This is a genomic window from Amycolatopsis sp. NPDC057786 (assembly GCF_042797905.1).
Classification (GTDB): Bacteria; Actinomycetota; Actinomycetes; order Mycobacteriales; family Pseudonocardiaceae; genus Amycolatopsis.
In genome coordinates this window covers 1-13,021 of sequence record NZ_JBHVKW010000080.1, presented here as the reverse complement: position 1 = coordinate 13,021, position 13,021 = coordinate 1, and the positions used below count along the sequence as shown (strand labels likewise).

The window sequence follows — 13,021 nt, the reverse complement described above, 5'->3', positions numbered from 1 at the left end:
GGGCACGGGTGGTGCCGGACCTCATTGCTTAACGTCGCGCTCGGGACTCACGCCGTTGCCGGCGTGTACCTCCCGGCGCCGCCGATGCTGCCGACGGCCAGCCCCAGATAGACCGCGGCCAGCTCGAACCGGAGCGCGAGAACGGCCGCACGCACGATCTCGTCCGTTTCGATCTCTTCGGCCGGGGCGATCACGTCGCCGCCGGGCAGCAGGTCTTCCGCCTGATAGCGGGCCGCCTCGGCGGCGGGCCCCGTGCGAACGGAGAGGAGCAACACCCTCGGCGTCGCGCCGGCCCCCTCTTCCGGGTCCGCGAAGATATCGCGATCCACGCCCCCGGACAACGCCGCCCGCCGCAAAGCGGGCCTGGCCAGCGCCTGGCGATAGTCCTCCACGTCACAGACGAGGGCGGCGTGCGCGGCGAACGCGTGGGCCGCGTGCTCGCCGACGGCGACGGCGACCGGGTCCAGCCCCCACAGCAGCGGCTGGCGCTCGGCCAGCTTCAGCGCCATCGCTTTGGCCGGGTTCGCGAACGAATCCCTGGCCAGGTAGTCCTTCTCGGCCTCCGCGTCGAGGTGGTCCGCGAGCTGCTCCAGATCGGCCACCAGCAGGCCGAGCGCGTTCGCGGTGACCAGGGCGGCGGCGAGCCCACGCGGGAACGCCATCTCCGGCGGGACCGGGATCCTCGGCGCGAGCAGCAGCCCCTTGCCCGCGACGGCGGCCGCGACGGGGCCTTCGTCGGGCGCGGACAGCACGACGGTGGCCCCGAACCGGGCGGCGCGTTCCAAGGAGGCGGCCAGCTCGCGGTCACCGGCGTCGTCGGTGTGCGCGAAGACCACGTCGAGCGCGCCGATCCAGCTCGGCACCACCTCGGCGACGACCACCGGCACCGGGCACGACGGCGTCAGGAGCGCGGCGACCAGCCGGGTCAGCGTCCGGCTGACCCCCGGCCGGTCGATCAGCACGAGCGAGCGCGGGCGCCCGACGTCAAGGCGATCGCTCAGCTCGAGTTCGGCCGCGGCTTCGGCGGTCGCCCGGACCTGGGCGCCCGCCATCGCGGCGGCACGGAGAAGCCCCGCGGTGTCGGCCTCGGCCAGCCTCGCGGGATCGTCGAGCAGGGACTCGTCAGGGACCGTCGGCATGAGCGCCATCCGGGGTCGTCGGCTCGGTGGCTTCGTCCAGCAACAGTACCGGGATTCCATCACGGACCGGATACACGCGACCGCATTCCGTGCAGGTCAGCGCGTCGGCCTCCGGGTCGGCCGTCGTCCCCGGCCGCAGCGGCGCGTGATCGGGGGACGGGCAGGCCAGGATCTCCAGCAACTGTGCGTCGAACGTGACGGCCATGGTTACTCCCTACCTGTGGGACGTCTCGATGTGTGTTTTCACGACACATTCGTTACCCACGGACGATCGCCAATACGTCTTCGGTCAGCGCCCGGACGGCCTCGGCGTCGGCGGCCTCGACGTTCAGGCGGAGCAGCGGCTCGGTGTTGGACGGGCGCAGGTTGAACCAGCCACCGCCGGGAAGCTGCACGGTGAGCCCGTCCAGTTCGTCGATTTCGACGCCGTCGCGGGCGCCGAACGTGTCCTTGACCGCCATCATGCGCGCGACCTGGTCGTCGACGGTGGAGTTGATCTCACCGGAGGCCGAGTAGCGCGAGTACTCCGCCGTCAGTTCGGACAGCGGGCCCGCCTGTTCGCCGAGGGCGGCGAGCACGTGCAGCGCGGCCAGCATGCCGGTGTCGGCACGCCAGAAGTCGCGGAAGTAGTAGTGGGCGGAGTGCTCCCCGCCGAAGATCGCGCCGGTCTTGGCCATCTCGGCCTTGATGAACGAGTGCCCGACCCGGGTGCGCACCGGCTTGCCGCCGTGCTCGGCGACGATCTCCGGGACACCCTTCGACGTGATCAGGTTGTGGATGATGGTGCCGCCCGGCTCCTTCTCCAGCTCACGGATCGCGACCAGCGCGGTGATGGCGCTCGGCGAGACCGGCTCCCCGCGCTCGTCGACGACGAAGCAGCGGTCCGCGTCGCCGTCGAAGGCGAGGCCCGCGTCGGCGCCTTCCTCGCGCACCTTCGCCTGGAGGTCGACGATGTTCTTCGGGTCGAGCGGGTTGGCCTCGTGGTTCGGGAAGTTGCCGTCGAGTTCGAAGTACATCGGGACGACCTCGATGGGCAGGCCCGCGAAAACCGTCGGAACGGTGTAGCCGCCCATGCCGTTGCCCGCGTCGACGACGACCTTCAGCGGGCGGCTGCCCGAGAGGTCGACGAGCTTGCGCAGGTACGCCGCGTAGTCCGCGAGGACGTCCTTCTCGGTCACCGAACCGCGCTGGCCCTCGAAGGCGGGCACGCCCTGCTCGACGGTGTCGCGGATCTCCGCGAGACCGGAGTCCTGGCCGACGGGGGCGGCGCCCGAGCGGCACAGCTTGATGCCGTTGTACTTCGCCGGGTTGTGGCTGGCGGTGAACATGGCGCCCGGCAGGTTGAGCGACCCGGACGCGAAGTACAGCTGGTCGGTGCTGGCGAGGCCGATCGACACGACGTCGAGGCCCTGCGAGGTCACGCCGTCGGCGAACGCGGCGGCCAGCTCGGGCGAGGAATCGCGCATGTCGTGGCCGATCACCACGGAGTCGGACTCCGGCTTGATCAACAGGGCGAACGCCGATCCGAGGTCGCGGACGAGTGCCGCGTCCAGCTGCTCACCGACCACGCCGCGAATGTCGTAGGCCTTCACGATGCCCGAAAGGTCTGGCACGCCTGCTCCCCGCCAATAGTCTCGTTACAACGCCCTCTGGCGCGCTCGAAAGCCTACCGGCGAGCCCTCGCGTCAGGCGCGGCCGGGCAGGACGCGCAGGTGGCCGCGCCTGCCCGAGGGTCCCTCGGGTTCGGGCTCGGGCGCGGGCTTGTCGGACCGGCCCGCCTCGCGCACGGCCTCGGCCAGCGCGGTCAGCTCGTCGGCGGACGGGTCCGGGGCGGCGAAGGCCCCTTCGTGCCGGACGACTTCCCAGCCCTTGGGCACGGTCAGCCGGAGGGCGTGCGCCTCGCAGAGGTCATAGGAGTGCGGCTCGCTCGCGGTGGCCAAGGGGCCCACCACGGCCGTCGAATCGCTGTAGGCATACGTGAGCGTGGCGACAGCGGGTTCGAGACAACCCGTTCGCGAACACTTTCGTACGCTCCGCACGATCGAGAACGATAGCGCGTCGCGCGCCGGGCGTACCGGCGACACGCGCTTTGATTCGCCGAGCGCGTACCCTTCGGTTCGTGGCGACGGCTCGTGATTCCCGACAGCGACGGCGGATGCGCCGGGACCGGCACGGCCGGGGCCTGCGCGGAGCGCTGTATCCGTCGACCCTTCCCGCCGCCGCTAGCAGGGCGGAAAGGTTCGACGCGCTGGTTTTGGACGCGCTCGAACCGATCGAAGCGCGGTGGCGGCACGAGCTGACGAAGCTCGACGTCGCCGTCGACGACGTCCCCGAAGTTCGCTCGGATGGCGCACCGACCGGAGTGGACGGCGTGCTGCACGACGGCGCCGTCCCGCTCTCGCGGCTCGTGCCCGCCGGCGTCGACCGCGCCGGCCTCCCGACGCGGGCCCGCATCGTCCTCTACCGGCGCCCCCTCGAAGCACGCGCGAAGGACCCCGGCGAACTCGCGGAACTCGTCCACGACGTCCTCGTCGAACAGGTGGCCGGCTACCTCGGCGTCGAACCCGACGTCATCGAAGGCGAATAACCCTCACCTCCGCACCCCAGCCCCCGCCCTTCCCCGGGGGGCGTCCCCAGCCCAGTGTATCGCGGTGCATCGATGGGACCTGCGAAAACGCGCCCGGAGCGCTGAGTTGTCCACAAGGGGAAGGGGCTGTGGATAACTCGCGGGGGCTTTGGGCAAGGTGCGAAGGTTCCCAAGGTCGCATTTGAGACGCTGAGCGACCCTGATGGGACGCTCGGGCCTGGAGGCGGGACGTCCCCAAAGCCACGTTGGGGACGTGAGTCCGGGCCCAGCCGATCGCTGGAACGTCCTGAAGGTCCCCTTTGAGACGTTGAAAGTCTCAAAGGGGACCTTCAGGACAGCGAGCCCCGACCGCAGCGGCGGCAGCCCAAGCAAGGACAGCCGAGAAGCTCAGGAAGCCGAAGAACGCCTCCGCGTCGGAACAGCCGTAAGCAGCGTGAACAGCACCGCCGCCACCTGCGCCAGCAGCAGCAGATTCCGCGTGGTCCCCTGATGCTCCACCACGACCTCCGAGGGCGTGGGCGGCACCGAGACCGCCACCTGATGCCCCCAAGCCCGCACGATCGGCACCGCCTTGCCGTCCACGCTCGCCTGCCACCCCGCTTCGAACTCCGCGGCCAGCACGAGCAGCCGCCCGGTCGGACCTTCCGAGACGCGCACCCGCACGTCCGGCAGCCCTGCCTGCACCGGCGCCACCCCTGGCGACGCCCCCGGCGCGCCCTTGCCGGTCACGGCCGCCTGCGCCAGTTCCGGCGAGATCAACGCCACCTGCCCACCGGCGGGCAGCAGCCGCAGCACCGGACGCCCGTCCGAGGTCGGCGCCGCCAAAACCACCAGGTCTCGCGCGAGTTCGACGAAAGCGCCACCATCGGCGCCGCTCGGCAGCACGACATACGACACCCCCGAGGCCAGAGCAGCAGCGAAGGCCTGTTTGACCGCGTCCGGCGAGCCTTGCAGCAGGTCCCGGCGCCACGATGCGAGCCGATCGGCACTGCCCGGCGTCGGCGCGAGTTCGTCGTCGCCGAAACTCGGCAACCGCCCACCTGCCTGCCGGGCGAGGTCACCGATCACCAGCACCGAACGGCCGCTCGAAGCCAGCTCCGCGGAAATCTCCGGAGCCAGTGAGGGACGCTCACCCGCCCGCAACGGCCCTTCCCGGCCGGCGACGACCGCACCGGTCGCCAGCGCCAGCAACACCAGCACCCCCGCCACGGCCGTGACCTTCGCCAGCCATGGCGCGGGATCGACCCCGGAACCGCCCCGCTGCCAGGTCGCCAGCACCGTCCACAACAGACCGGCGCTGATCACCAGCAGCGGCACCCCGGCGTATCCGGTCGCGTGCGCGCCACCCGACATCGGCGTCACCGCCACGAACCGCACCGCCACGAGCCCGAGCACACCCAGCACGACGACCGCGATACCGCCGCCCGCGCCCTTCGACGGCCGGACCACCAGCGCGACGATCGCCGCCGCGACCAGCGCCACCCCGATCGGCCAGGCACCGGGACCGCCAGGGTCCAGTCCGGCGAGGTCGGCCCCGGACGCGGCCGTGGCGCCGCCGCCGAGCCCGTGCAACAGCAGTTCCGGATGCCGCAGCAGCACACTCGGCCACGGCAGCAGCAACGCCAGCGGCAGGAACACCACGATGCCGACCGAAGCGATCCGGCGCGCGAGCCCGGTCGGCGACGGCAGCACCACGAAGCCGATCAGCAGCCCGACGAGCGCGAGCGCGTGCGCCAGCGGGGAGAAGGCGCCGATCAGCGCCAGCCCGATCGCGCTCAGCGCGGAAACGTGCAGCCATCGCGAGTCCGCGCGGACCAGCAGCCCGACGATGCCCGCGATCACCAGGGGCAGCAGCAGATGCACGACGACGACGTCGAGCCGCCCCTGCGCGACCGAAGCGGTGGCCGCGGGGAGCACGCCGTACGCCGCCGCGGCGACGGCCCGAACCCAGCGACGCACGCGAAGGTGCCGAGTGGCGGCGTACGCGCTCAGAGCCGCGAGAGGGATGTCACCGATCAGCAGGATCGCGACCAGTGCCGCCGGCCCGCCGATCGGCGTGAAGATCGCGCCGAGCGTGCCCAGCACCGGCAACGTCGCGGGCGCGGGGCTCGCCGTCCCACCAGCGATCGCGTGCCACGGCGCGAGATACGACGACCAGATCTCACCGAGCCCGCCGACCGGCAGCAGCTTCCCGCCGAAAAGGTCCAGCCCGAGCCGGGAACCGTTGAGCACGAAGGCGAGGGCCGTCAGCACCACGAGCATGATCACCGGCGGGGCGAACACGGTCGCGCCGAGGACGCGTTTCCGGTCCACCTCGACGAACACGAGTTCCGGTTCCGGCCGCCGCGGCACCGGCGACGGTTTCGGCCCCTCCGCCGGAGCCGCGGGCTTTTCGGGGACCGCGACCGCGACGACCCCGCTCGGCCGGCGCAGCCCCGTCCCCCGCGAGCCGACACCGCGCATCGCCCCCGCCGGCAGCGCGCCTGGACCGACCGGGCGATCCTGTCCGGCCTTCACCGCCTCAGGCGGGATCCAGGCCCCTTCCTGATCGACGCTCTCCGGCACCGTCCCGAGGGCGAAATCCCGTTCCACGCCCCGCCGGACGAGACCGACGACACCGGCACGCACCGCGTTGCGCACCCGCGTCATCCGGCCGGTGAACAGCCCGCGGACGTGGCCAGGCCGGTCGGTCTTCCGGCGTTCGGCGCGGGCCGCGCGCAGTCCACCGCGGCCGCGCAACAGGTACCAGGCGGCCGCGAGTTCCGCGCCCGCCTCGCCGGTACGCCGCAGCACCAGGAACGCGAGCGCCCGTAGCACCGCGAACACCGGAATTCGAAAAAGGCCGAACCAAAAGGACAGTGGCGAGCAGTTGACGAGGAACACCCGCAACCCGTGCGCGCGGTTCGCCGTCGCGAGGGGAAGGCCCAGGGCGTCCGGTTCCCGCTGTCCGGTGCTGAGCGCCCGAGCGTGCCGGAGCCGGGCCGCCGGCACCGAAAGCACCCGGCCGCCCGCGGCGTTGGCACGCCAGCCGAAGTCGAGATCCTCGCGCAGCAAGGGAAAGCGGGGGTCGTAGCCGCCGAGTTCGTGCCAGACTTCCCGCCGCACCAGCGATCCCGCGCTCGGCACGGCGAGCACGGCGATGTCGTTCTCATCCGGTGCGATCTGCTGCCGGTGACCGATGGCGTCGGTCGACAACCCGGCTTCGACGATGAGCCGCGGGTCGCTCCAGTCGACCGCGAGCGGGCCGAGCACCGTCGCCTCGGGCTCGTTTTCCGCCGCTGCCAACAGGTTTTCGAGACAGTCGGGTTCCGGCGCGCAGTCGTCGTGCAGCAGCCAGAGCCAGCCACCGGGATCACCCCAGCGTTCGACGGCGTGCTCGACGGCCTCGCCGACGGCGGCACCGAAGCCGACATCACGGGAAAGTGTGAGAATTCCGTCCAAGACCGGCTCTTCGCCGACGGACGCCGCGTCGGCGAGGATCTTCGCCGTCCCGTCGGTGGATCCGGTGTCGACCGCGAGGATGTGCCGCGGCCGGACTCCGCTGCGCCGCAGCGCGGAAAGCGCCAGTGGCAACCAGTTCTCGCCGTTGTGACAGACCACAATGGCCAGAACGGGGACCGTGCGCAACACAGGTGACGCGGCAGTGCGGGACAACGGGCACTCCAGATGTGGCGGCGAAGTCGAGTGCCGCCACCCTACGACGCGACCCTTTCACCCGTTGGTGACCCCACTATGTGGAAGCGGGCGTAAGCGATCTCCGGCGCGCACAGGCCGCCGGAGATCGCCGTCACACAGCTCGCTTTTTCAGTTTCCTACGCTCACGTTCGGAGAGCCCGCCCCAAATACCGAACCGCTCGTCATGCGCGAGGGCGTACTCGAGGCACTCGTCCTTGACCTCGCAACCGAGGCAGATCCGCTTGGCTTCACGGGTGGAGCCGCCCTTCTCGGGGAAGAACGCCTCCGGGTCCGTCTGCGCGCAGAGGGCCCGTTCCTGCCAGTCCTGCTCTTCCGCGGAGGCATCGTCGAAAAGCTCGGTGAGATCGCCCAGTTGCTGCTCCGGGACCTCACCCCAACCCACGACTTGCCCCCATTCCCTTCCATCTGCTTCCAACCGCACGTCCGCCTCCTCGCTGTCCACGCACTCCCCAGGCTGGCGGTGTTGAAACACCATCCGCCGCCCCCTTCCAGCGACGAATGACATCACTGTGATTACACCCGTGTAGTGCGGTCAGGTCAAGCGGAGTAGCGAGTTCGGGGGATACCCGCGCGTAGAAGCGCAAGGGGACACGCCGAGAACTTCACATCGGGCATACGGAAGACTGGAGGGGTGCAGAGATCAGCAGTGCGGCCAAGCCCGATCTTCCTCGGCATCCTCGCGGTCACCGTCCTGGGCGGTGTACTGACGGCTTTCGGCGACACGACGACGATTTCCCGGCAGGAGTACGACCCGCTCATCACCATCGGCGTGATCCTGCTCGTCGCCGGCGGCTGGGTGGCGTCACTGACGCTCCACGAATTCGGCCACGCCGTCGTCGCGTTCCGCGGTGGCGACCACAGCGTCGCCCACAAGGGTTACCTGTCCATGGACGTCCGGAAATACACGGATCCGATCCTGTCCATCGTCCTGCCGTTGGTATTCCTCGTCATCGGCGGCATCCCGCTGCCGGGTGGCGCGGTGTGGATCGAACACGGACGCCTGCGGTCACGCGGGGTCCAGTCGTGGGTTTCCCTCGCCGGGCCGCTGAGCAACCTCGGCGTCGGTGTCGTGTTGACCCTCGTCGTCGCGCTCGTGCCGATGGCGAGCGGACTCGTGATCGGGCTTTCGTTCCTGGCGCTGCTTCAGATCGTCACGTTCCTCCTGAACATCCTGCCGATCCCCGGCCTCGACGGCTGGGGCGCGATCGAGCCGTACCTTTCGCCAGGGGCGCGCGAGTTCGGCGCGAAGGCCCGGCCGTGGGCGCCGCTGGCGCTGTTCGCCGTACTGATCGCCGTCCCCGGAGCCAGCGGCGTGTTCTGGGATGTGTCCTACGCGGTCTTCGACTCTGTCGGCGGCTTCACGCTCGCTGCCCAATACGGACAAGACGCGTTCATGTTCTGGAAGTGAGCTCGCCCTCGGGGTGTTCGGTGAACCACTCGTGCGCCCGCTTCCAGACGCGTTTGAGGCCGGACCGCTCGCCGAGGTAGTCGCCCGCCATGCCGACGACCGGCAGCTTCCCGAGCGCACGGTGGAAAAGACGGCCGCGAGGCCGCTTTTCCAGTTCGTCGACGATGCCGAGCAGACCCCGGCCGAGGCGCCACAACGTGCCGGCGGCCGCCTTCAGGGTGATCTTGCCGTGCTTCTTCTTCGCGTCGTCGAGTTCTTCGGTGAGCTTCGCCGCTTCGTCGTCTTCGGCGGCTTTGTCGTGTTCGGCGTGTTTGCCCGCGGCGATCACCGGATCGATGTCGCGTTCGAAAAGGACCCACGCGATCAGCCGGACCCGGGCGCCGACGTCGGTCACGCCGTACTCCCCCGCGATCGCGCACAGCAACACCCCCTGCGCCGCCGAGCCGAGCGCGTCCTGCACGGGCAGCCGGTCGGCCAGCGCGCCACCGAGACCGGGGATCGCGGTGATCAGCGCGGTGAACCGGCCGACCCGGTTCACCCACCAGTCCGTCCGCTGGTAGTTCGACATCTCGGCCCACGCCGCGGTGCCGGGCACCTTGACCGAGGTGATCCCGTTGAGCAGCTTGTCCTTCAGCCCGGGTTCGACGCCGTCGAGATCCTCGTGGCGGCGCCCTCTCGCCTGCAGGCCGAACGGATCCGCGTCACGCAGCGCGTCGACCATCGGCCCGCAGGCACGGACGAACGGCCGCAGCACCGCCACGACCTGACGGTCCGAAATCGCTTCACCCACTGCTAACTCCCTTCGCCGCCCTGCCAAGACCGCCACCCAGCGCCAGTGCTCCCGGCAGCGCCCCGCCGCCGATCAGCAGCAAGGCCCGCCAGTCCTGTATCAGCACCAGATCACCACCGGGACCGGTCACGCCCATCACGAGTACGACTAGTACCCAGACGAGCAGCGGAATCACCGAAAAGGAGGGCCTCACCACTTTCGCGGTCGTCCGCACCAGCAGCGGGGTGGTGATCACCGCGAGCACCACGGTCACCGGCATGGGCGCGTCCCCGAGCTTCGGCAGCACGATCCCGTCGAGCCGGAGCGGCAGGAAGAACAGTTCGAGCAGCCCGAGCAGGAACGCGTCGAACGTCAGCAAGGCCAGCAGCAGACGCTGCGTCGACGTGAGCGGCGGGTTCACCTCGCGAGGCCCCCGAACAGATCGGCCGCGGCGCCTTCGGCCGGTCCGTGCGCGAGCACGAAGTACTCGTTCGGGGTGATCGGCTGCGCGATGTCGTTGCTCAACGCGAAGTGGTCCGCGAGATGCGGCGGAGCGGGCACGCTGACCTGGGTCTCGTGCGCCCGCAGCGCGGCCGCCTTCGCCGGGATGTGCGCGCCGACGTCGAGAACGGTCGTGATGGTCTCGTCCGGCGTCACCGGGAGTTCGCCGTCTTCCGGGACCCGGAACGGAGAGCGCCCGCGCAGCGCCTCGAGGCCCGCCGCGACGGCGTCGCGGGACGAAACCGTGTGGAAGACCCGCTCGACCGACGCGGCCTTCGGCGCCGCGGCCATGGTGACCTCGTGCGCGCGGACGTGGTCGGGGTGTCCGTAACCCCCGAAGGCGTCATACGTGACGACGACCTGGGGCCGGAACTCGTCGAGGATCTCGGCGAGCTGAGCCGCCTGCTCGCCGAGGTCGCCGCCGGAGAACGCGCGCGGATGGGCCGCGGACGGCGTCCCGGCCATACCCGAGTCACGCCAGCGGCCGATGCCGCCGAGATACCGGTGCCGCGTGACGCCCAGCGCCGCGCAGGCCGACGCGAGCTCACCCGCGCGGTAGCCGCCGAGCTGGTCCGAAGCCCACGAACCGAGACCGTCGAGGGACGGCGGGATGATCTCGCCTTCCTCACCGAGAGTGCACGTGACAACGGTCACTTCGGCGCCTTCGGCGGCGTAACGCGCGATGGTGCCACCGGTGGTGATGCTCTCGTCGTCCGGATGGGCGTGCACGAGCAGCAATTTGGGCAGATCGGAGATCACGGCTTGAAGACTAATTCGAACACGGCGCGCTTTCCTTTATAGGGTGTCGGGAACGGAAGCCCCGAGCACCGACCTTAGTCGGGCGACTCTCGGTTATCCTCGCGCGAGTCACGGGCATTGCGCCGTGACCATATGTACCCCCACGAAGGGCATCTTGGTGAGCACTGAAGCAGCATCGTCGGACCTCGGCGGCGTGTCGGGTTCGGTTCTGTCCATCTCCGACCTGAGCGTTTCGTTCCCGACCGACGAAGGCGTGGTCGACGCCGTCAAGGGCATCGGATTCGACGTCAAACCGGGTGAGATCGTCGCGGTGGTCGGCGAGTCCGGTTCCGGCAAGTCGGTGACCTCGATGTCGGTGCTCGGGCTGCTCCCGAAGACGAGCCGGATCGCGGGCGAGCTCCGCCTCGGCGACCGCAACCTCGCCGATCTCAAGGAGAAGGACCTCCAGAAGATCCGCGGCAACCAGGTCGCGATGATCTTCCAGGAGCCGATGACCGCGCTGAACCCGGTCTACACCGTCGGCTGGCAGCTGCGCGAGGCGCTCCGCTCGCACCAGGACATCTCGAAGGAAGCCGCCGACAAGCGCGCCATCGAGCTGCTGGAGATGGTCGGCATCCCGAACCCGCCGCTGCGCTTCAAGCAGTACCCGCACCAGCTCTCCGGTGGTCTGCGGCAGCGGGTCGTCATCGCGATGGCGATCTCGTGCGACCCGAAGGTCATCATCGCCGACGAGCCGACCACGGCGCTCGACGTCACCGTGCAGGCGGAGATCCTCGGCCTGCTGCGCAAGCTGCGTGACACGCTCAACACCGCGATCGTGCTGATCACGCACGACATGGGTGTCGTCGCCGACCTCGCCGACCGCGTGGTCGTGATGTACCAGGGCAACATCGTCGAAGAGGCGCCGGTGCGCGAACTGTTCGCGTCGCCGTCGCAGGAGTACACCCGCAAGCTGCTCGCCGCGGTGCCCGTGCTCGGCCAGCGTCCGGAAGGCCGCCGCCTGCTCGAGGAGGGCATCTCCGCCGACAGCGACGAGGCCACGAAGATCGCCGAGGAGATCCGTCTCGAGGACTCCGAGCTCGCCGCGGTCATCGAGGAGAACGCGCCCGCGCTCGAGATCAAGAACCTCGTGCTGGAGTACCCCGGCCGTCGCGGCCAGGCGAAGAACCGCGCGGTGGACGACGTCTCGCTGAGCATCGCCAAGGGCGAGATCGTCGGCCTGGTCGGCGAGTCCGGTTCCGGCAAGTCGACCGTGGGCCGCTGCGCGATCCGCCTGCTGACCCCGACCGCGGGCACCGTGTCGATCGCGGGCAAGGACATCACGAACATGTCGAACAAGGACCTGCGCCCGCTGCGCCGGTACTTCTCGATCGTGTTCCAGGACCCGGCGTCCACACTGGACCCGAAGATGACCATCGGCGAATCGATCGCCGAGCCGATGGTGCTGCACAAGTTCCTGCAGGGCAAGGCCCTGAACGAGCGCGTGGCGTCCCTTTTGGACAAGGTCGAGCTCGGCGGCCACTACCGCAACCGGTACCCGCACGAGCTGTCCGGCGGCCAGCGCCAGCGTGTCGCCATCGCGCGGGCGCTGTCGCTCGACCCGGCGCTGCTGATCGCGGACGAACCGACCTCGGCGCTGGACGTGTCGGTGCAGGCGCGGGTGCTGGACCTGTTCCTGGACCTGCAGCGCTCGCTGCAGTTCGCCTGCCTGTTCATCAGCCACGACCTCGCCGTCGTCGACCTGCTGGCCGACCGCGTCGCGGTGATGCAGCACGGCAAGCTGGTCGAGGTCGGCACGCGTGACCAGGTGCTGCACTCGCCGCGCGAGGACTACACCCGTCGTCTGCTGTCGGCCGCCCCGGTCGCGGACCCGGTGCTGCAGGCCGAGCGGCGTGCGGCCTGGGAGGCGGGCAAGCTGGCCCCGGTGGCCGACTGACCCTCAGAGATACGCGAAGGCCCCCTTCACCGCGCTGGACGCGGTAAGGGGGCCTTTGTGTATCTAGACGACACTCGCGTGTTTGGAGCCGTAACTCGCGTGTCTGGAGGCGTAACTCGCGTGTCTCCGGACGGATGTGAGAGTTACGCCTTCAAGCACGCGAGTTACGCCTCCCGTGCCCTGAAGCGCGTGAAGGCCCCCTTCCCTCGGCTGAGCCGAGGGAAGG

At 70.1% G+C, this 13,021-nt stretch carries 12 protein-coding genes; 3 read left to right on the top strand and 9 right to left on the bottom strand.

Annotation, left to right across the window (positions count from 1 at the left end; genetic code table 11):
• Nucleotides 1-47 precede the first annotated feature (47 nt).
• The 4 genes from ACFVM3_RS30980 to ACFVM3_RS30965 all read right to left on the bottom strand — a co-directional run bounded on the left by ACFVM3_RS30980 (nucleotide 48) and on the right by ACFVM3_RS30965 (nucleotide 3,178).
• Nucleotides 48-1,139, bottom strand: a complete 1,092-nt coding sequence (locus tag ACFVM3_RS30980) for a hypothetical protein (protein ID WP_378443477.1) — start codon at nucleotides 1,137-1,139, stop codon at nucleotides 48-50.
• Nucleotides 1,123-1,344: a Trm112 family protein gene (locus ACFVM3_RS30975; protein ID WP_240599820.1), complete on the bottom strand. Its 222-nt coding sequence runs from the start codon at nucleotides 1,342-1,344 to the stop codon at nucleotides 1,123-1,125. Before ACFVM3_RS30975 ends, ACFVM3_RS30980 begins: the two co-directional genes overlap by 17 nt.
• Nucleotides 1,345-1,396: 52 nt before the next feature.
• The gene (locus ACFVM3_RS30970) at nucleotides 1,397-2,752 is read right to left on the bottom strand and encodes a phosphomannomutase/phosphoglucomutase (RefSeq protein WP_378443476.1); all 1,356 of its coding nucleotides are present in this window, start codon (nucleotides 2,750-2,752) and stop codon (nucleotides 1,397-1,399) included.
• 72 nt (nucleotides 2,753-2,824) lie between these two features.
• A complete protein-coding gene (locus tag ACFVM3_RS30965) occupies nucleotides 2,825-3,178 on the bottom strand; it encodes a DUF3499 domain-containing protein (RefSeq protein ID WP_073848429.1) in 354 nt (117 codons plus the stop codon).
• A 116-nt stretch (nucleotides 3,179-3,294) separates the two neighbouring features.
• On the opposite strand from ACFVM3_RS30965, the gene ACFVM3_RS30960 reads away from it, so the two are divergent.
• On the top strand, nucleotides 3,295-3,726 hold the full coding sequence (locus tag ACFVM3_RS30960) for a metallopeptidase family protein (RefSeq protein WP_007028954.1): 432 nt from the start codon (nucleotides 3,295-3,297) through the stop codon (nucleotides 3,724-3,726).
• 387 nt (nucleotides 3,727-4,113) lie between these two features.
• Here ACFVM3_RS30960 and ACFVM3_RS30955 read toward each other — a convergent pair whose 3' ends face one another.
• Together ACFVM3_RS30955 and ACFVM3_RS30950 are read right to left on the bottom strand one after the other, a co-directional pair.
• On the bottom strand, nucleotides 4,114-7,380 hold the full coding sequence (locus tag ACFVM3_RS30955; RefSeq protein ID WP_378443475.1) for a glycosyltransferase: 3,267 nt from the start codon (nucleotides 7,378-7,380) through the stop codon (nucleotides 4,114-4,116).
• A gap of 133 nt (nucleotides 7,381-7,513) precedes the next feature.
• Nucleotides 7,514-7,897: a WhiB family transcriptional regulator gene (locus ACFVM3_RS30950; RefSeq protein ID WP_007028952.1), complete on the bottom strand. Its 384-nt coding sequence runs from the start codon at nucleotides 7,895-7,897 to the stop codon at nucleotides 7,514-7,516.
• Between the two features lie 171 nt (nucleotides 7,898-8,068).
• Between ACFVM3_RS30950 and ACFVM3_RS30945 the strand changes: the two genes are divergently transcribed.
• Nucleotides 8,069-8,830: a site-2 protease family protein gene (locus tag ACFVM3_RS30945; RefSeq protein ID WP_378443494.1), complete on the top strand. Its 762-nt coding sequence runs from the start codon at nucleotides 8,069-8,071 to the stop codon at nucleotides 8,828-8,830.
• On the opposite strand, the gene ACFVM3_RS30940 is transcribed toward ACFVM3_RS30945, so the two are convergent.
• Genes ACFVM3_RS30940 through mshB form a run of 3 tightly spaced genes read right to left on the bottom strand, consistent with a single transcriptional unit; the run spans nucleotide 8,814 to nucleotide 10,859 of the window.
• On the bottom strand, nucleotides 8,814-9,620 hold the full coding sequence (locus ACFVM3_RS30940; protein WP_378443474.1) for a hypothetical protein: 807 nt from the start codon (nucleotides 9,618-9,620) through the stop codon (nucleotides 8,814-8,816). The genes ACFVM3_RS30945 and ACFVM3_RS30940 overlap by 17 nt on opposite strands.
• On the bottom strand, nucleotides 9,613-10,020 hold the full coding sequence (locus ACFVM3_RS30935; RefSeq protein WP_378443473.1) for a hypothetical protein: 408 nt from the start codon (nucleotides 10,018-10,020) through the stop codon (nucleotides 9,613-9,615). Before ACFVM3_RS30935 ends, ACFVM3_RS30940 begins: the two co-directional genes overlap by 8 nt.
• Entirely contained in the window at nucleotides 10,017-10,859 is an 843-nt protein-coding gene (gene mshB, locus ACFVM3_RS30930) for an N-acetyl-1-D-myo-inositol-2-amino-2-deoxy-alpha-D-glucopyranoside deacetylase (RefSeq protein ID WP_378443472.1), read from the bottom strand. Before mshB ends, ACFVM3_RS30935 begins: the two co-directional genes overlap by 4 nt.
• A 157-nt stretch (nucleotides 10,860-11,016) precedes the next feature.
• Between mshB and ACFVM3_RS30925 the strand changes: the two genes are divergently transcribed.
• A complete protein-coding gene (locus tag ACFVM3_RS30925; RefSeq protein WP_185927416.1) occupies nucleotides 11,017-12,795 on the top strand; it encodes an ABC transporter ATP-binding protein in 1,779 nt (592 codons plus the stop codon).
• Nucleotides 12,796-13,021 lie beyond the last annotated feature (226 nt).

Bases quoted from the DNA above. Each gene is read 5' to 3' on its own strand.
- ACFVM3_RS30980 (WP_378443477.1), bottom strand. From the start codon at position 1,139: ATGCCGACGGTCCCTGACGAGTCCCTGCTCGACGATCCCGCGAGGCTG.
- ACFVM3_RS30960 (WP_007028954.1), top strand. From the start codon at position 3,295: ATGCGCCGGGACCGGCACGGCCGGGGCCTGCGCGGAGCGCTGTATCCG.
- ACFVM3_RS30975 (WP_240599820.1), bottom strand. From the start codon at position 1,344: ATGGCCGTCACGTTCGACGCACAGTTGCTGGAGATCCTGGCCTGCCCG.
- ACFVM3_RS30950 (WP_007028952.1), bottom strand. From the start codon at position 7,897: ATGGTGTTTCAACACCGCCAGCCTGGGGAGTGCGTGGACAGCGAGGAG.